Origin of the sequence: Gaiella sp., assembly GCF_035558935.1 — a bacterium.
Classification (GTDB): domain Bacteria; phylum Actinomycetota; class Thermoleophilia; order Gaiellales; family Gaiellaceae; genus Gaiella.
The window spans coordinates 24,959-40,891 of sequence record NZ_DATMBZ010000095.1 but is presented as its reverse complement, the minus strand read 5'-3'; the positions used below and the strand labels follow the sequence as shown (position 1 = coordinate 40,891).

Genomic DNA, 15,933 nt, shown 5'->3' with positions numbered 1-15,933 from the left:
GCTCGCTCGGGGCCGAGGATCGTCTCCGCCAGCTCGCGGTCGACGAGCGGCATCGCGGCAAGGACGGCGAGGCCGGTCTGGACCGTGGGGTCGAGGCCACGGTAGAGCTCCTCGGCGAAGAACTCGTAGAGCGTCTCGGGGCGATCGGCGTCCGGGTACGGAGCGTCCGGGGCCATGCCCGCGAGCCCGACGACGGCGGGCCAGCCTCCGGCCAGCGCAAGCAGACCGGCCGTCAGCTCGGTGCGGGCTCCTTCGAGCACCTCCTCGATCTCCTCCGCACCCATCGCGAGCGCCGCCTGGGGGATCTCGAGCACCTTCCCGTCCAGGATGCTGCGGGCGCTGACCCAGGAAGGTCGCACGCGGCTCGCGAGAAGCATTCGTACCGGCGTCTGCTGGACGATGGTCTGGACAAACGCCTCGGAAGCCGCGGAGACGGCGAGGTGCTGGTAATCGTCGATCGCGATCCATCCCTCGTCGGGCCAGTCCTGGAGATCCTCGACGAGCATCTCGGCAAGGAGGATCGCCTCACGTTCCGGATCCTCGGTGACCGTCAGACGCTCGAGCATTCGTCGACCGGCTCCGGCGACGCTGACCGCCGCGGCGGTCGACAGACCGCGCGCGACCACGGCCACGTCTGCGGCCGAGCGATGCGCGCGGAACCAGCCGAGCGAACGGCCGTCACGCGGAGCCCATTGCTCGGCCAGCGTCGTCTTCCCGAAGCCCGAGCCGCCCACGAGCATCCGCAGGCCGGCGCTCGACCGGTCGAGGGCATGGATCAGTCGGGGCCGCTCGATGATCCGGCGCCGACGGATTCTCGGCTTCCGTGGCTCATCTGCCATCCGAGATCGACGGGGTGAACCTACACGCCCCTTCCCTGCCTGTGAGGAAGATGGCGCCCGCGGCCGGCCTCGGCGGGCCGCGGGCGCCTGCCGTCAGCGGCTCCGCGGGGGCCGGAGCCTGACGAGGGCGGGGACGTAAGGGTCCTCACCGGTGAGCAAGCGGAACGCGGCGGGAATCTGCCTCCGGCGCGCGACGCCGAGCTTCACCCGCAGCGCGTCACTGTGTGCCTTTGCCGTACGCGAGGAGATCCCGAGGGACCGCCCCACCTCGTCATTCGAGCACCCGGCCGCGATCAGCGCGACGACCTCGCGCTGGCGATCGGTCAGCGGCGACTCTGCGGTGGTGGTCGTCCTCGTCATGGCGCGATTCTTCCGTCCCCCGTTCGAGGGATCCATTCGTCGGGGGGTGTAAACCGGGGTGTAACCCTCGCAGTTCCACCGAACCTCCTCGCCCGGGCGCGGGCACCATGAGATTCGTGAAGGACCGCGTCCTTGCGATTGTCTCGCTCACGGCGATCGTGACCGGTGGCGCGCTCTGGCTCCTCGGCGAGCCGGGCTGGGCGGACGCGGTCTGGGGTCTCGGCGCAGCGGTGGTTCTCGTGCCGCTGACGATCGACACGGCGCGGAGCCTGCTCGAGGGCGACGTGGGCGTGGATGCGATCGCGCTCGTCGCGATCGCCGGCGCCCTGATCCTCGGCGAACAGCTCGCCGGGGCGATCGTGGCGCTGATGATGTCCGGCGGCGGCGCCCTCGAGGCATGGGCGGCCGGCCGGGCGCGGCGTGAGCTGCGACTCCTCGTCGAGCGCGCTCCGCGCATTGCCCACCGCTATGCGGGGGACGGCGTCGAGGAGGTCGCCGTGGAGGAGCTCGTGCCGGATGACGTGGTCGTCGTGCGCGCCGGCGAGATCGTGCCCGCGGACGGCGTCGTGTCGGGTGCCGACGCCGTCGTCGACGAGTCGGCGCTCACGGGGGAGCCCCTTCCCGTGACGCTCCCCGACGGAGCCGACGTGCGGTCGGGATCGACCAACGCGGGGAACGCGTTCGAGATCGTCGTGGCGCGGTCCGCCGCGGAGAGCGCCTATGCGTCGATCGTGCGGCTCGTCCGCACGGCGGAGAGCGATCGGGCGCGGTTCACGCGGCTCGCCGACCGGTACGCGGCGGTCTTCCTTCCCTTCTCGCTCGCGGTGGCCGGAATCGCATGGGCCGCATCCGGCGACCCCACCCGCGGTCTCGCGGTGATGGTCGTCGCGACCCCGTGCCCGCTCATCCTCGCCGCGCCGATCGCCTTCGTCGGTGGCCTCTCGCGTGCAGCTGGTGCCGGCGTCATCGTCAAGGGCGCCGGTGTGCTCGAGCGGCTGGGAACGACGTCGACGGTGCTGCTCGACAAGACCGGCACCATCACGAGCGGGGACCCGGAGATCGAGCAGGTCGTCGAGCTGGGCGCCCTCCCCGCCCAGGAGACGCTTCGTCTTGCGGCCTCGCTCGAACAGCTCTCCGCCCACGTCCTCGCCGAGAGCCTGGTGCGAGGGACGCAGGAGCGGGGAATCCGGCTCATGACGCCGACCGGCGTCACCGAGGAGCCGGGCAGAGGGGTGGCCGGCGTGGTCGACGGGCACCGCGTCACGGTCGGATCGAGCGGCTGGCTCGAGGCGCGCGGCTACGAGTCGGTTCGCGACCACGCCAGGGCGCTCGACGACGGGCGCGGAGCGGGGCGGGCGAAGATCCTCGTCGGGATCGACGGGGAGCTCGAGGGTGTCATCGTGATGGCCGATCATCTCCGTCCGGGGGCGGAGGCCGTCGCGCACGAGCTCCGCGAGGCCGGCGTGGAGCATGTCGCCCTCGTCAGCGGCGACAGGATCGAGGTGGCCCGGGAAGTCGCGGCGTCGCTCGGGATCGACGAGGTCTACGCGGAGCAGTCTCCCGAGGACAAGTTGCAGGTGGTCAGGGACCTCCGCGAGCGGAGCCAGGGAACGGTCGTCATGGTCGGCGACGGAATCAACGACGCGCCTGCGCTCGCGCTCGCGGACGTAGGGATCGCGATGGCGAGCAAGGGTGCGACCGTCTCGTCGGAGACCGCCGACGTGGTAGTGGTCGTCGACCAGGCCGACCGCATCCCGTTCTCGGTGAACGTCGGGCGGCGATCGCTGCGAATCGCGCGCCAGAGCGTCGTCTTCGGCCTCGGGCTCTCCGTGGGCGCGATGGTCGTCGCGGCCTTCGGGTACCTCCCTCCGGTCTGGGGCGCTCTCCTTCAGGAGGGAATCGACGTGGCGGTGATCCTCAATGCGCTACGCGCCCTCCGTGAATAGTCCAGACCATCGGCGCGGCGCCATTTGCGCTCGACGACGGGCGTGCCATCATGGGAGGTCGTGGAGCTCAAGCGTCCGAGGACTCCGCACTACGACGATCCCGTCGCCGTCGGCCGTCGTCTGCACGAGGCCCGCGAGGCCGCGGGGATCAGCCAGCGCGAGCTCGCGTTCCCCGGCTGCAGCGCCGCCTACATCTCGCGGATCGAGCGCGGCGAGCGGATCCCGTCGCTGCAGGTGATCCGAGAGCTGGCGCGCCGGATCGGCGTCAGCGAGTCCACCCTCGCCTACGGGCGCGAACGGATCGATGCCCGCGTGTCGGACGCGATGACCGCCGTCGAGGTCGCGGAAGCCGCCGGCGACCGGAACGAGCTCGTCAAGGCGTACCGCGCGCTGGCCCGCGCGGCGACCCACGCCGCCAAGGCGCGTCCCGCCGCCTGACGCCGCGTACGATCGCTCCGTGCCGCGCGACGCGGACATCGTCGTGATCGGTGCCGGCATCGTGGGCGCCGCGACCGCGCGCGCTCTCGCGGGGTACGCGGGCACCGTTCTGCTGCTCGAGCAGTTCGAGCTGGGGCACACGCGCGGCTCGAGCCACGGCACGTCGCGAATCTTTCGGCTGAACTACCCCGACCCGCGGTTCGTCCGCATGGCGCTCGGCGCCGACGGCGAGTGGCGCAGGCTGGAGTCGGAGTGCGGCGAGCGACTGATCGAGCGGGCCGGCTGCCTCGACCTCGGCCCCGTCGCCCGCGAGACCGAGCGTGCCCTCGCGGCGTGCGGCGCCCGGTACGAGACCCTCTCGGCGGACGAGGTGCGCGCCCGATGGCCTCTTCGCCTCGACGAGGGCCAAACTGCGGTGTACCAGCCCGACGGCGGCGTCACGCGGGCCGATCGCGCCCATGCGGCGCTCGTCGCGGGGGCGGTTGCCGGCGGTGTCGAGCTGCGCGAACAGACTCCCGTCCGCGCGCTGGCGCTCGACCGTGGGGAGGTACGCGTTGCGACCGACGGCGCGGAGCTCACGGCGCGGGCCGTTGTCGTGACCGCGGGGGCATGGTCGCCGCGGCTGCTCGGGACGGCGGGGATAGACCTCGCGGTCGTCCCGACACGCGAGACCGTCGTGTACCTCGACGTCCCGAGCGCGGGCGAGGTTCCTCCGCTGATCGACTACGACGCGCGTCCGGCTGCCGGCGAGGGCGGCATCGACCGTGTCGGACAGTCCGCGTACGCGTTGGCCGCTCCCGGGGTCGGCCTCAAGGCAGGCCTGCACCACTCCGGGCCGGTCACCGACCCCGACGACGAGCCGACACCGACGGCCGCCATCGCGGACTGGGTCTCCGAATGGGCCGTCCGCCGGTACGTGGACGTCGGCGAGCGGCTCGGCGCGGAGACGTGCCTCTACACGAACACCGCCGACGAGGGGTTCGTGCTGGAGCGCCATGGCCGCGTCGTCATCGGATCTGCGTGCTCCGGCCACGGGTTCAAGTTCGCGCCGGTCGTCGGCCGCACGCTCGCGGCGCTCGCGCTCGAGGCCGCCGACTGATTTCCGAACATCTCGTCTGCACGATGCACGCCATGGCGCGTCTCACGAGGATCCCTGCCGTGGTCGCGCTCGTCCTCGGAGCGCTCGTCGTGGCCGGCTGCGACGGTGGGGGCGAAGAGGCCGGCCGGGTCGACACGACACCGACGCCGACCTCGACCTCGACCTCGACCTCGACCTCGACGGACGGGACGACGACCCCGGCGCAATCGTCCGTGGCCGTCTACTTCCTGCGCGACGGGAAGGTGAGCCCGGTCCGGCGGACGGTCGCCGCGACGCCTGCCGTGGCCCGTGCGGCCATCACGGCGCTCCTCCAGGGCCCGACGGAGGAGGAGTCGACCGACGGTCTCTCGAGCGCGATCCCGGAGGGAACGGAGCTCCGGGACATCGCACTCTCCGACGGCGTCGCGACCGTCGACCTCGGCGGCAGCTTCGACGACGGCGGCGGCAGCGCGTCGATGCTCGGCCGCGTCGCACAGGTCGTCGCGACGCTGACCCGGTTTCCGAGTGTCGAACGGGTCGCCTTCCGGGTCGACGGCGAGCCCGTCGAGACGATCGGCGGCGAGGGCGTCGTCGTCGATCCGCCCCTCGGACGCGCCGCGATCGAGGACGAGACGCCGCAGATCCTCGTCGAGTCGCCGCTCCCGGGGGACACGGTCACGAGCCCGGTTCGGCTGCGCGGCACGGCCAATGTGTTCGAGGCGACGGTCTCGATCGACGTGCGCGACGCCGGCGGCAAGCTCTTGAAGCGGACGTTCACGACGGCGACCTCCGGCAACGGCACGCGCGGCACGTTCGACACGACACTGCCGCTGCCCGGGCACGAAGGCGTCGTGACCGTCGTCGCCTACGAGGCGTCGGCGAAGGACGGCACGCCGCTCCACGTCGTCCGCGTGCCGCTCGTCTTGAGCGGCTGACTACGGACGACTACTTAGACCCAGCCCTCGTGACGCTGGCAGACTGACGCTCGATGCCACCCAAGCCACGCAAGCCGCCGCCCGCCAAGAAGTCGGGCAACAGGAATCTCCTGATCGCTGCGGGAGCCGCCGCCGCGGTCGTCGTCGTTCTGGTCGTCGCGAGCCTCGCGCTCCGAGGCGGCGACTCGGGCGGTGACACGACCACGACCGCCGACACCGGCGAGGTCTCGACGCTGCTCGACGGGATCCCGCAGGACCGGGCGGTCCTCGGCTCGGCGAACGCGAAGGTGACGATGATCCAGTTCGAGGACCTCCAGTGCCCGATCTGCCGCGACTACCAGCAGGAGGGCTTCCCCGGCGTCGTGGACGAGTACGTCAAGCCCGGCAAGGTGAAGCTCCGTTTCGTCGGGATGCACTTCCTCGGGCCGGACTCCACGAAGGCGCTCGAGTACACACTGGCGGCCGGCGAGCAGGGCAAGCTCTGGCAGTTCGCCGACTCGCTCTACGCGAACCAGGGAGCCGAGAACTCCGGCTGGGTCACGGACTCGCTGCTCGAGACGATCGCGGGCGACCTGGGACTCGACTACGCGAAGCTCCAGACCGACGCGTCGTCCCCCGTCGTGCAGCAACAGATGCAGTCGATGGCGGCCGAGGCGACGCAGCGGCAGGTGCCGGGCACGCCGACCTTCTACGTGCAGGTGGGCGACGGCGAGCCATACCAGGTGCACCCCAGCTCCTTCGCCGTCGAACAGTTCCGCACGATCCTCGACGACGCGCTCGCCGGCTGAGGGGGCGGATCGTGAGCGACCGCGCGCTCCGGGCCGCCGTGGCGCTCGTCGCGTTGGCGGGCGTCGCGGTGGCCGGCTACCTGACATACGTGCACTACCAGCCGGACGCGCTCATCTGCACGAGCGGTGGCGGGTGCGAGACGGTCCAGGACTCCTCGTACGCCGAGCTCGCGGGCATCCCCGTCGCGCTGCTCGGCCTCCTCGGCTACGTCGCGGTGCTCGTTCTCGTCGCGTGGGACAGCGAGCTCGCCCGCACGCTCTCCGCCGCGATTGCGCTCGTCGCCGCCGGGTTCGCCGTCTATCTCATCGTGCTGCAGGCGTTCGTGATCGACGCCTGGTGTATCTGGTGCCTCGTCAACGACCTCGTGATCGTCCCGCTCCTCGCCGTCACCACCGTGTGGCGCGCGTGGAGTCTCCGAGAAGTCGATTAGGTCATCGGCACCTGCCGGAGGATGCTCGACTCGATGCGGTCGAGGATCTCCGTCAGGCTGTCGCCCGTGGCGGTGATGCCGTGGTTCCGCAGGCCGATCACCGCATGCGCCGGGTCGGGCTCGCGGTCGATCAGCTCGGAGACCGACTCCGCGAGCTCCTGGGTGCCGCACGGGTAGTTGATGTCCGTCGCGGCGATGCCCTGCATCCACGCGTGCACGTGGAGGATCGCGCCGACGTCGGGATGCGCCTGGTAGATCATCCAGTGCTCGATCGCGTCGACCGAGACTCGGCGCGGCTCGATGCCCGGCGGCACGCTGATCAGCATCTTGGCGTTCGGCTCGTCGTAGCCCGTCACCATGAGGATGTCGCGGCCGGCGACCTCGAGCTGCGACTTGTCGACACCGCTCGCGCTCATCCAGAAGCGCGTCGCGTCCTTCCGCGCCGAGAGGTTGCCGTACGACAGCCCGCCGACCTGGTAGAGCCGCATCACGTGGCGCAGGTCGCGCTCCTCGAGGTACTCGTGCACCGGGAAGGGTGCCGGGAGCAGGTCGAGCTCCTGCATCCGCTTGCCGGCCGCCCCGATGTCGGCCGTGACCTCGTCGCCGTCCCAGAGCTCCGGCTCGAGGTCGGCGACGAACTCGTTGTCGATCACGAGCTTCGACTTCGCGAGGGGGGCGAGCCGCTCGAACACCTCGTGGGGCTCGTCCGAGATCTTGTACGTGCCGCGCTCCATCGTCGTGAACCAGACGCCGCGACCGGGGACGTGGAGCACCACCACGTTGGCCAGCGTGCGAACGAGCATCGGGTAGCTCGTCTTCAGCACATCCTCGGGCAGCTCGTCCAGCTCGTAGAACGAGGCCGAGTACGTGCCCCGCGACTGACGACGGAATGCCCGCGGCTCGGACGCGTCGAACATGTTGAGCACGAAGTCCGCGTCGGCGATGTCGTCGACCAGCCGGAACCCGTCCGACTCGAACTCCGCCCCGATCGACCTGACCCAGGCCTCGTGCGCGGGCGACGTCGCGGTGCCCCAGATCGCGTACGTGCGCATGGCGCAACTCTACCGCGCCGACTCCAGGAAACCTTCCCGCGCTCAGCGAAAGAGGTCTCGCTCCCGGGGCATCACGAGCTCCGCTGCGCTGCCGTCGCCCCGGACGTCGACACCGCGGACGATCGCTGCGGGAACGCTCCGCGCCTTGCCGAGGACGAGCTCGGCCGCCGCCGCGATCTCGTCCGCGACGGCGATCTGCGTCGTCTCGAGCTCGCGGCCACGGGCGTCGGCCGTGCCGCGGAGATCGAGAAGCGGCGTGATCCCGGCGACCCCGAGCGCGACGTCGGTCGTCCCCTGTCGCCAGGCGCGCCCGAACGAGTCGCTCACGATCACGCCGACGTCGACAGCGGCCAGGGCGACGAGCCGCTCGCGGAGACGCCTGGCCGAGGCGTCGGGGTCGAGGGGCAGGAGGACGACGGTGTCCTCTGCGGGCGTGTTCGACGCGTCGACGCCGGCGGACGCGCACACGAAGCCGTGGCGGGTCTCGGCGATCACGAGTGGCGGCCGCGAGCGCACGACGTCGACGCTCTCGCGGAGGATCGTCTCGACCTGGCGCGGATCCCCATCCGGCCCCGCCAGCTCGATCGCGCGCGCAGAGGGCTCGACGTCGGCCAGCCGGACGACCCGGCCCTCGACCTTGGAGACGGCCTTCTGCGCCACGACGACGACGTCGGCGTCTCGTAGGCCGCCGGCCCGGGCCGCGGCGGCGTGGAGCAGGAGCGCGAGGTCGTCGCTCTCCTCGAGCTCCGGCAGCCCCTCGAGCGGGATCGCGCTGACGACGCCCGGCGGACTGACGTCTCTACTCGACACGCCTCTGCCCGAGAGCCTCAGGGAATGCCCGAGATCCGGACGCCGGCGTGGGCCTTGTAGCGCTTGTTGACGTTGACGATCACGGCGGTGAGGCCCTCGAGGGCTCGCGCGGAGCCGAGCGGCCCGCAGTCGACCGCGCGGCCCGCGGTGATCCGCTCGGCGAGCTCGAGCACGATCGCCTTCGCCTCGGCGTCGTCGCCGCAGACGAGCGCATCCTCCTCGGGCGGCTCGTCGCGGCCGAGGTTCCGGGCGGCGAGCGAGTGCAGTCCCGCGATCACGGGCGCGTCGAGGACGTCCTGAATGCGCGCGGCGACCGAGGTCGCCTCCGCGGTCGGTAGCACGCCGCTCGGTCCGAACGTCAGCTCCGCGGCGACGGAGAGAACCGGCGTCGTGCGGATCGCCTCTCGAAGCCCATGGGCGGTGTCGACCGCAGCCTCCGCCTTCGTGGCGAGGACGACGAGGTCGGCCTCGCGACAGGCGTCGGCGTTGGCGGCGCCCGCAACGCCGATCCCGGCGGCAGCCTCGGCGGCGCGATCGGCGTCACGCGAGCCGATCACGACGTCGTATCCCGCGGCGGCGAGGCGCTGGCCGAGCGCGAGGCCGAAGCTTCCCGTGCCGCCGACGATCGCGATCCTCATCGAGACGCCTCGAGCACGACCTCGGCGAGACGGCTGGCCGCGTCGCGGTCGGTCATCAGCGTCTCGGCGATCACGAGCGGGACCTCCGCTTCGGCGGGCGCGTCGGCCCGGTCGATCACGAGCGCGTCGACGAGCCCGGGGTAGCACCCTGCGACGTGCTGGGGCGACGTGCCGCCGGCCATGCGGGTGAGCATACGGTCGAGCGGGCCTTTCACCGCGCGGCCACCGACGAGGGGGCTCACCGCGATCGAGCGCACCTTCCGCGAAGCGAGCGCCTCACGGATCTCCGCAACCGCGAGAATCGGCTGGATGGACGTGAACGGGTTGCTGGGCGCGAACACGAGCAGGTCGGCGCCCTCGACCGCCTCTACGACGCCGGGCGCCGCGCGCGCAACGCCTGCGCCGTCGTAGATCATCCCGTCGACCTCGTCCTCGTGCCGCCGCCCGACGAACCACTCCTGGAACGAGAACGTCCCGGACGGCGTGACGACCGACGTCCGCACGAGATCGTTCGTCGCCGGGAGCAGACGCGTCGCGAGGCCGGCCTGCTCGACGAGGTGCGCCGTGACCGCCGAGAGGGTCTCGCCGCGCCGGAGTGCCTGCGTGCGAACGAGATGGAGCCCGAGGTCGAGGTCGCCGAGGAGGAACCAGCCGTCGCCGCCCCACGCCTTCGCAGATCCGAGCGTCCGCCACGACTCCCCGGCCCTGCCCCAGCCGCGCTCCTCGTCGTTGAGGCCGGCGAGCGCGTACAGCACGGAGTCGAGGTCGGGCGAGACATGCAGGCCGAGCACCTCGACGTCGTCGCCCACATTGCCGATCACGGTCAGCTCGCCGGGACCGAGCACGTCGTGCAGGCCGCGCGCGAGCTTCGCGCCGCCCACGCCGCCCGAGAGGCAGACGACCCTCACGGTGTGATGGCGTCCAGCAGCTCCGCGGTGCGGGTTCCCGGGCGCGCGCCGACGCGCTCGAGGTCGAGCAAGGTATCGACGTCGTCGACGAGGCTCGAGAGCGTGAGCTCCTCGAAGTCGAGCCCGAGTGCCGACGCATGCGCCCGGAACTGGCCGGCGCTCCCCGGGCCGTAGAGCGGCGCGAACACGCCGGCGCTCGGCAGACCCAGCGCATTCGTCGTGCCGTCGCGCCCCGGGACGAGCCCGAGCTTCCCGAGCAGGGCAGGCACGGCGAGCGCGTTCAGGTCGGACGGCCGCACGCGCGGGAGGTCCGCGTTGACGACGAGGCAGAGCCCCTGCGCACCCTCGAGCGCCGCCGCAACGGCCGCGCCCTGTCCTTCGCCGGGGTCGTCGACCACCTCCGCACCGAGGTCGGTCGCGACGAGCCTGCCGGCCGCATCGCTCGTCACCACGCGGACGTCGCCGGTCGAGACCGCTGCCTCGACGACGTCGCCGAGCATCGCGAGGGCGACTTCCCGTCGTAGCTCCTCGGGGAGGCGGCTCTTGCCACCGGCGCGAAACGGGATCACGGTCAGCACGGGACGAGCCTACGTGCGCGAATCGTGCCGGAGGAGCTCAGGCGGCGTGCGGGGCCGCACCGCTCGAGCCGGCGTCGGCGCCTGGCCCGGTCGTCGCCCACTCGTTGACCTCGAACCAGTGAGTTCCCTCGAGCGCCGCGACGACCTCCGGATGGGTGTGGGCCGCGTTGACGACGTGGTGCTCGACGTCGCAGCAGATCTCCACGTCCTCGAGCGAGAGCGAGCTCCGGATCTGCCCCACCACCTCGAACGGAAGCTGCGCATCGCGGACCGTCATGTGCTTGAACTGGAGATCGGGGGCGAGCTCCATCAGCGCGGGCCAGTCCGGGCAGGTCTTGTAGCTCATAGAAACCCGTCCTTCGCGCCGCGGCGCCACGTTCCTTCGAGACGGACGAGGCCGCGGCTCTCGTCGTCCGGGTAGACGAGCAGCGGCAGCGGGCGCGGCAGGCGGTCGAGGAGCCTGCCGTCCTCGCCCACGAGCGCGAGCGTGACCTCGAAGCGGCCGAACTGGAGCGGCGGCGAGTCGACGTCGAACCGCAACGTCAGGCCGTCGTCCGCGCCGTCCCAGCCGTGTCGCCCCGTCTCCGCGACGTCTTCGGCGACGAGCAGGCCCGTCCCGTCCCGGATCTCGACGTGGAGCCGCGGCGCGGTCGCCGAGCCCGACAAGCCCACCTCGAGGCCGAAGGGCTCGCCTGCGAGAAACCGGTCGCGCGGCGCGTCGTCGGCGGCCACCAGGCGGGCGGCGGAGATCCGCGCCTCGCCCGAGCCGGCCGCCGTCGCGCTGCCGTTGACTGCGGGCGACTCTCCGTCCTCGGCGAGCGCGCGCCGATACCGCGTGATCGCGTCGTGCACCGGCCCGTCGAAGGTGAGCCGCCCACCGCGCAGCAGCACCGCGCGGTCGCAGAGCCGCTCGACGGCCGACGCGTCGTGGGAGACGAAGAGGATCGTGCCGCCGCGCTCCTTGAACGCCGCGATGACGCCGAAGCACTTGCGCTGGAAGCTCTCGTCGCCCACGGCGAACACCTCGTCGAGCAGGAGGACGTCGGCCTCGAGGAACGCCGCGATCGCGAACCCGAGCCGCATCGTCATGCCGGACGAGTAGGTCTTGACCGGTCGGTCGATCGCGTCCTCGAGCTCGGCGAAGGCCACGATCTCGTCGAATCGATCGCGGATGGCGGCGCGTGAGAGCCCCTGGAGGGCCCCGTTCAGCTCGACGTTCTCGCGGCCCGTGAAGTCGGGATGGAACCCGGCGCCGAGTTCGAGCAGCGAGCCGATCCGGCCCTCGGTCGTTACGCGGCCGATGGTCGGGCGGATGATTCCGGCGATCAGGCGCAGCAACGTCGACTTGCCCGAGCCGTTGCGGCCGACCAACCCCACGGCCTCCCCCGGGGCGATTGCGACCGAGACGTCCCGGAGGGCCCAGACCTCCTGCGCCTCGGCGCGGCCGCGCGCGATCAGGAGCTCCTTGAGCGTGTGCGTCTCGCGGGCGCGGACGACGAATCTCCGCGAGACGCCCTCGACTGCGATCTCGCCCGCGCGCACGCCTCTCCCTACGCCGTTACCGCTGCGAGCTCGCGGCGGACGATCGTCGCGAGCGTCTCGACGAAGTCCGGGTCGGCGTTCGGCATCGCGATCCGTGTGAGCCGCAGGCCGAGCTCCTGGGCGCGCTCGACGGCCTCGACGTCGATGTCCCAGCGGATCTCGAGGTGGTCGGAGACGAACCCGACCGGGCAGACGAGAACCTCCTCGACGCCGCTCCGGCGCAGCTCCGTCAGGTGGTCGAGGATGTCCGGCCCGAGCCACGGCTCTCCAGTCGGCGACTCGCTCTGGAAGGCGAAGGACCAGTCGCTGATCGCTGCGCGATCCGCGACCAGACGAGCCGTCTGGAGCAGGGACTCCGGGTACGCGTCTCCGATTTCGACGATCCTCGCCGGCAGAGAGTGCGCCGTGAAGACGACGTGTGAATCCGCTCGACGCGCAGCGCGAATGCGCTGCCCAAGCAGCTCGACGAACCCGGGCTCGGTCCCCCACTCGCGCACGAAGCGCGTCTCCGCGCGCCGGGCGACGGCCTGCTCGAAGAGCTCGAGGTACTTCGCGATCGAGAGCGACGACCAGTGCGGGGCGAGCACGAGCCCGACGAGCGTGTCGTGACCTCGCTCGAGGGCATCCTCCACCGCCGCGCCGATCCGAGGCTGCCAGTGGCGCATGCCCGTGAACACCGGCAGGCCGAGCACGCGCTCGAGCGAGGCGCGGGTGTCCTCGGTGATCGCGTTGAGCGGCGACGGCCCCTGCGCGTCGTCGATTCCCAGCGCTCGGTAGCGCGCGACGAGGTCGTCGAGCTGCTCCGGCCGGATGGGACGGCCGCCGCGGATGTCGGCGTAGTACGCCGGGACGTCCGAGAGCCGGTCGGGCGAGCCGTACGCCATGAGGATCACGGCCGGATCGCTCATGCCGCGAGGGTCGCTTCGGTGCGCTCGTGGACGAGGTGTGCGAGACGGGTGAGCGCATCCGGATCCGTGTCGGGGAGCACGCCGTGGCCGAGGTTGAAGACGTGCCCCGGTCGGCCCGCCGCACGTGCGAGCACGTCGGTCGCCTCCCGCTCGACCGCCTCCCAGGGAGCGAGCAGCGTCGCGGGGTCGAGGTTGCCCTGCACGGCCCGTTCGCCCACGACTGCCCATCCCTCGTCGAGCGGCAGCCGCCAGTCGAGGCCGATCACGTCGCCGCCCGCCCCGGCGAGGTCCGGGAGGAGGTGCGAGGCGCCCGTGCCGAAGTGGATCGTCGGCACGTCGACGGCCGCGAGGATTCGCGCGCTCCACGGAGCGACGCGCTCGCGGTAGAGCCCGGGCGAGAGCGTCCCGACCCACGAGTCGAAGATCTGGATGACGTCCGCTCCGGCAGCCGCCTTGGCGGCGACGTACGCCGCGAACGTGTCGGCAAGCTTCTCGAGCAGCGCGTCCCAGGTCTTCGGCTCGGCGAGCATCAGCGCCTTCGTTCGCGGCAGCTCGCGGCTCGGCCGTCCCTCGACGAGGTAGCCCGCGACGGTGAACGGGCCGCCGCAGAAGCCGATCACGGCCTGCTCCGGCGAGAGCTCGCCGCGGACGAGCCGCACCGCCTCGAGAACATGGCCGAACGCCTCCTCGGGGTCGGGCACGCGGAGCCGCTCGACGTCGCGGGCGCTCCGGACCGGGCGGTCGATCACCGGACCGACGCCCTCGACGAGCTCGACGCCGATTCCCATCCCGACGACCGGGGTCATGATGTCCGCGAACATCACCGCGGCGTCGACGCCGTGCCGGCGGACGGGTTGCAGCGTCACCTCGGCGCAGAGCTCGGGCGTCCCCGCGACCTCGAAGAACGAGCGGCGCTCGCGGATCGCCCGATACTCGGGGAGCGACCGGCCTGCCTGGCGCATGAACCACACGGGCGTGCGCTCGACAGGCTGGCGCCGCGCGGCACGGACGAGGAGCGGATCTGCCACGACAGGAGCGTAGCCCCCGCGCTCCGTACACTCGCCCGCGTGGAGCCGCTCGCACCGCTCTGGCGGCAGGCGACGCTCGCGCCGCAGCGCGCTGGCGCGACGACGACCGCGCGCCTCGTCCTGGAGAACGGCGGTGCGGCGACATGGCGCTCGCGCGGAGAGGACGGCCTGCAGCTCTCCTACCACTGGCTCGACACCCACGGCAACGCGATCGTCTGGGACGGGACGCGGACGCCGTTCCCGCGGCCGGTCGCGCCGGGCGAGCAGATTTCGCTCGACGTGCAGCTCGACGCCCCGCGGCCGCCGGGCCGCTACGTCCTCCGCTTCGACCTCGTGGAGGAGCACCGGTTCTGGTTCTCCGAGGTGGGGGTCGAGCCGCACGACGTCGAGGTCGAGGTCGCGCCGCTGATCGCGGCCCGCCGGCTCGCGGTCGTCGTCCACGGAGGCTCCGACCCGCGCACCGAGAGCGCGCTCGCGGCGCAGGACGAGGCCGTCGTCGAGGAAGAGCCCTCCGCGACGGCGCACCTCGTCGCGGGCGCAGAGCCGGCTCCCGACTGGGCCCGCCTGGTGCTCGATGCCCACGCGGAAGGTTGGGCGGCCGTCGGGCCCGCGCTCGTCCCGGTGGGCGGCCCGCTCGAGCGGCGTCGCACCGCGCGCGCGCTCCACCGCTGGGCGCCCGGCGGCCGCAACCCCCGGCTCGACGCGCCGCTGCTCCTCCCCTCGCTGGTCGACGGCCTGCTACCCGCCGAGCACCGGGGCCTGCCGGCCTACGTGGGCGAGGGCCTCTTCGAAGGACGCGCCGTCGTCAGGCTTCCGACGCTATCCGGTCGTCGACCGACCTGAACACGAGCGCACCGAGCGCGAGGGCAGCGACCGCCGCGACACAGAGGTAGAGCGCGTCCGCGGCCGACGGGAGCTGGCCTTCGTACAGCGGCGCGCGGTACGCCTCGACCGCCGGAGTGAGCGGGTTGCCCCAGCGGAGCAGGTCGACGAGCCAGGGCCGCGACTCCGCGCCGGGCAGGTCGTCGAGCTGGTAGAGGATCGGCGTCAGGAAGAACCACGGCAGGAGCGCGGCGGAGACGACGAACTCGACGTCGCGGAAGATGGCGTTGAGCGACGCGAGCGCGAGCGCGACCCCCGCCACGAAGACGACGATCACCGCTCCGACGGGAATCGCGACCCACGCGAGGTCGCGGCTCTCGGGCCGGAACCAGAGCGCGAGCGCGAGCACGATCGCCGTCATCGCGGCGAAGGCGACGACCTCCGTCGCCACGACCGAGAGCGGCACGAGCTGCCGCGGAAAACGCACCTTCCGGATGATCGGCGCGTTCTGGACGATGCTCCGCGCGCCACTCTGGATCGAGGTCGCGAAGAACACCCACGGCGGCAGGCCGCAGAGCAGGAAGAGCCAGTAGTCGTCCGTCTCCGTCGGTTGCGCCTTCCAGAGCACCGCGAACACGACGAGGTAGACGAGCATCAGCGCCGCCGGCAGCGCCAACGTCCATGCGAGCCCGAGCAGCGAGCCCTTGTACTTCGCGCGCAGGTCGCGGCGGAAGAGGCTCCCGAACAGCTCGCGGTGGCGAAGGAGATCCGCGTAGACGCTCATGGCGCGCGATTGTAGGGCCGGTCGACCAGCCCGCTACCCTTCGGCACA

At 72.1% G+C, this 15,933-nt stretch carries 19 protein-coding genes; 7 read left to right on the top strand and 12 right to left on the bottom strand.

Going from position 1 to position 15,933, the window contains the following annotated elements; translation table 11 throughout:
- Both VNM44_RS09305 and VNM44_RS09300 read right to left on the bottom strand, forming a co-directional pair.
- Positions 1–839, bottom strand: an 839-nt coding sequence (locus VNM44_RS09305) for a hypothetical protein (protein WP_325625438.1), incomplete at its 3' end; no start/stop codon positions are given.
- A gap of 93 nt (positions 840–932) precedes the next feature.
- On the bottom strand, positions 933–1,199 hold the full coding sequence (locus VNM44_RS09300; protein WP_325625433.1) for a helix-turn-helix transcriptional regulator: 267 nt from the start codon (positions 1,197–1,199) through the stop codon (positions 933–935).
- Positions 1,200–1,315: 116 nt separating this feature from the next.
- Here VNM44_RS09300 and VNM44_RS09295 point away from each other — a divergent pair, with 116 nt between their 5' ends.
- From VNM44_RS09295 to VNM44_RS09270, 6 genes are read left to right on the top strand one after another with little or no spacing between them, the layout of a single operon-like run.
- Positions 1,316–3,145 (top strand): heavy metal translocating P-type ATPase, encoded by a 1,830-nt coding sequence (locus VNM44_RS09295; protein ID WP_325625430.1) that lies wholly within the window; start codon positions 1,316–1,318, stop codon positions 3,143–3,145.
- Positions 3,146–3,205: 60 nt separating this feature from the next.
- Complete coding sequence (locus tag VNM44_RS09290; protein WP_325625426.1) at positions 3,206–3,583, top strand: helix-turn-helix transcriptional regulator; 378 nt, start codon at positions 3,206–3,208, stop codon at positions 3,581–3,583.
- Between the two features lie 19 nt (positions 3,584–3,602).
- Entirely contained in the window at positions 3,603–4,682 is a 1,080-nt protein-coding gene (locus tag VNM44_RS09285) for an FAD-dependent oxidoreductase (RefSeq protein ID WP_325625424.1), read from the top strand.
- Between the two features lie 32 nt (positions 4,683–4,714).
- Positions 4,715–5,596: a GerMN domain-containing protein gene (locus VNM44_RS09280; RefSeq protein WP_325625422.1), complete on the top strand. Its 882-nt coding sequence runs from the start codon at positions 4,715–4,717 to the stop codon at positions 5,594–5,596.
- 53 nt (positions 5,597–5,649) lie between these two features.
- Positions 5,650–6,384, top strand: a complete 735-nt coding sequence (locus tag VNM44_RS09275; RefSeq protein WP_325625419.1) for a DsbA family protein — start codon at positions 5,650–5,652, stop codon at positions 6,382–6,384.
- Positions 6,385–6,395: 11 nt separating this feature from the next.
- Entirely contained in the window at positions 6,396–6,815 is a 420-nt protein-coding gene (locus VNM44_RS09270) for a vitamin K epoxide reductase family protein (RefSeq protein ID WP_325625417.1), read from the top strand.
- Here VNM44_RS09270 and VNM44_RS09265 read toward each other — a convergent pair.
- The 9 genes from VNM44_RS09265 to hemE are packed head-to-tail and all read right to left on the bottom strand — an operon-like array spanning position 6,812 to position 14,279.
- Positions 6,812–7,867 carry a class II aldolase/adducin family protein gene (locus VNM44_RS09265; protein WP_325625415.1) on the bottom strand — a complete coding sequence of 352 codons (1,056 nt, stop codon included), beginning with the start codon at positions 7,865–7,867 and terminating at the stop codon, positions 6,812–6,814. The two genes, VNM44_RS09270 and VNM44_RS09265, sit on opposite strands and share 4 nt — an antisense overlap.
- A 42-nt stretch (positions 7,868–7,909) precedes the next feature.
- Positions 7,910–8,677, bottom strand: coding sequence for a coenzyme F420-0:L-glutamate ligase (gene cofE / locus VNM44_RS09260; protein WP_325625414.1), 768 nt, complete (start codon positions 8,675–8,677; stop codon positions 7,910–7,912).
- A 17-nt stretch (positions 8,678–8,694) separates the two neighbouring features.
- Positions 8,695–9,315, bottom strand: a complete 621-nt coding sequence (locus tag VNM44_RS09255) for an NADPH-dependent F420 reductase (RefSeq protein WP_325625412.1) — start codon at positions 9,313–9,315, stop codon at positions 8,695–8,697.
- Positions 9,312–10,223, bottom strand: a complete 912-nt coding sequence (gene cofD, locus VNM44_RS09250; protein WP_325625409.1) for a 2-phospho-L-lactate transferase — start codon at positions 10,221–10,223, stop codon at positions 9,312–9,314. Before cofD ends, VNM44_RS09255 begins: the two co-directional genes overlap by 4 nt.
- The gene (locus VNM44_RS09245; protein WP_325625405.1) at positions 10,220–10,801 is read right to left on the bottom strand and encodes an NTP transferase domain-containing protein; all 582 of its coding nucleotides are present in this window, start codon (positions 10,799–10,801) and stop codon (positions 10,220–10,222) included. Before VNM44_RS09245 ends, cofD begins: the two co-directional genes overlap by 4 nt.
- 37 nt (positions 10,802–10,838) lie before the next feature.
- Positions 10,839–11,147 (bottom strand): hypothetical protein, encoded by a 309-nt coding sequence (locus VNM44_RS09240; RefSeq protein ID WP_325625402.1) that lies wholly within the window; start codon positions 11,145–11,147, stop codon positions 10,839–10,841.
- Positions 11,144–12,343 carry an ABC transporter ATP-binding protein gene (locus VNM44_RS09235; RefSeq protein ID WP_325625400.1) on the bottom strand — a complete coding sequence of 400 codons (1,200 nt, stop codon included), beginning with the start codon at positions 12,341–12,343 and terminating at the stop codon, positions 11,144–11,146. Before VNM44_RS09235 ends, VNM44_RS09240 begins: the two co-directional genes overlap by 4 nt.
- An 8-nt stretch (positions 12,344–12,351) precedes the next feature.
- Positions 12,352–13,251: a ferrochelatase gene (gene hemH / locus VNM44_RS09230; RefSeq protein WP_325625398.1), complete on the bottom strand. Its 900-nt coding sequence runs from the start codon at positions 13,249–13,251 to the stop codon at positions 12,352–12,354.
- Positions 13,248–14,279: a uroporphyrinogen decarboxylase gene (gene hemE / locus VNM44_RS09225; protein ID WP_325625396.1), complete on the bottom strand. Its 1,032-nt coding sequence runs from the start codon at positions 14,277–14,279 to the stop codon at positions 13,248–13,250. Before hemE ends, hemH begins: the two co-directional genes overlap by 4 nt.
- A gap of 39 nt (positions 14,280–14,318) precedes the next feature.
- Between hemE and VNM44_RS09220 the strand changes: the two genes are divergently transcribed.
- Positions 14,319–15,122: a hypothetical protein gene (locus tag VNM44_RS09220; protein WP_325625393.1), complete on the top strand. Its 804-nt coding sequence runs from the start codon at positions 14,319–14,321 to the stop codon at positions 15,120–15,122.
- On the opposite strand, the gene VNM44_RS09215 is transcribed toward VNM44_RS09220, so the two are convergent.
- On the bottom strand, positions 15,085–15,885 hold the full coding sequence (locus VNM44_RS09215) for an ABC transporter permease (RefSeq protein ID WP_325625390.1): 801 nt from the start codon (positions 15,883–15,885) through the stop codon (positions 15,085–15,087). The genes VNM44_RS09220 and VNM44_RS09215 overlap by 38 nt on opposite strands.
- Between the last annotated feature and the right edge of the window lie 48 nt (positions 15,886–15,933).

Bases quoted from the DNA above. Each gene is read 5' to 3' on its own strand.
- VNM44_RS09300 (WP_325625433.1), bottom strand. From the start codon at position 1,199: ATGACGAGGACGACCACCACCGCAGAGTCGCCGCTGACCGATCGCCAG.
- VNM44_RS09280 (WP_325625422.1), top strand. From the start codon at position 4,715: ATGGCGCGTCTCACGAGGATCCCTGCCGTGGTCGCGCTCGTCCTCGGA.
- VNM44_RS09275 (WP_325625419.1), top strand. From the start codon at position 5,650: ATGCCACCCAAGCCACGCAAGCCGCCGCCCGCCAAGAAGTCGGGCAAC.
- VNM44_RS09265 (WP_325625415.1), bottom strand. From the start codon at position 7,867: ATGCGCACGTACGCGATCTGGGGCACCGCGACGTCGCCCGCGCACGAG.
- VNM44_RS09255 (WP_325625412.1), bottom strand. From the start codon at position 9,315: ATGAGGATCGCGATCGTCGGCGGCACGGGAAGCTTCGGCCTCGCGCTC.
- VNM44_RS09240 (WP_325625402.1), bottom strand. From the start codon at position 11,147: ATGAGCTACAAGACCTGCCCGGACTGGCCCGCGCTGATGGAGCTCGCC.
- hemH (WP_325625398.1), bottom strand. From the start codon at position 13,251: ATGAGCGATCCGGCCGTGATCCTCATGGCGTACGGCTCGCCCGACCGG.
- VNM44_RS09215 (WP_325625390.1), bottom strand. From the start codon at position 15,885: ATGAGCGTCTACGCGGATCTCCTTCGCCACCGCGAGCTGTTCGGGAGC.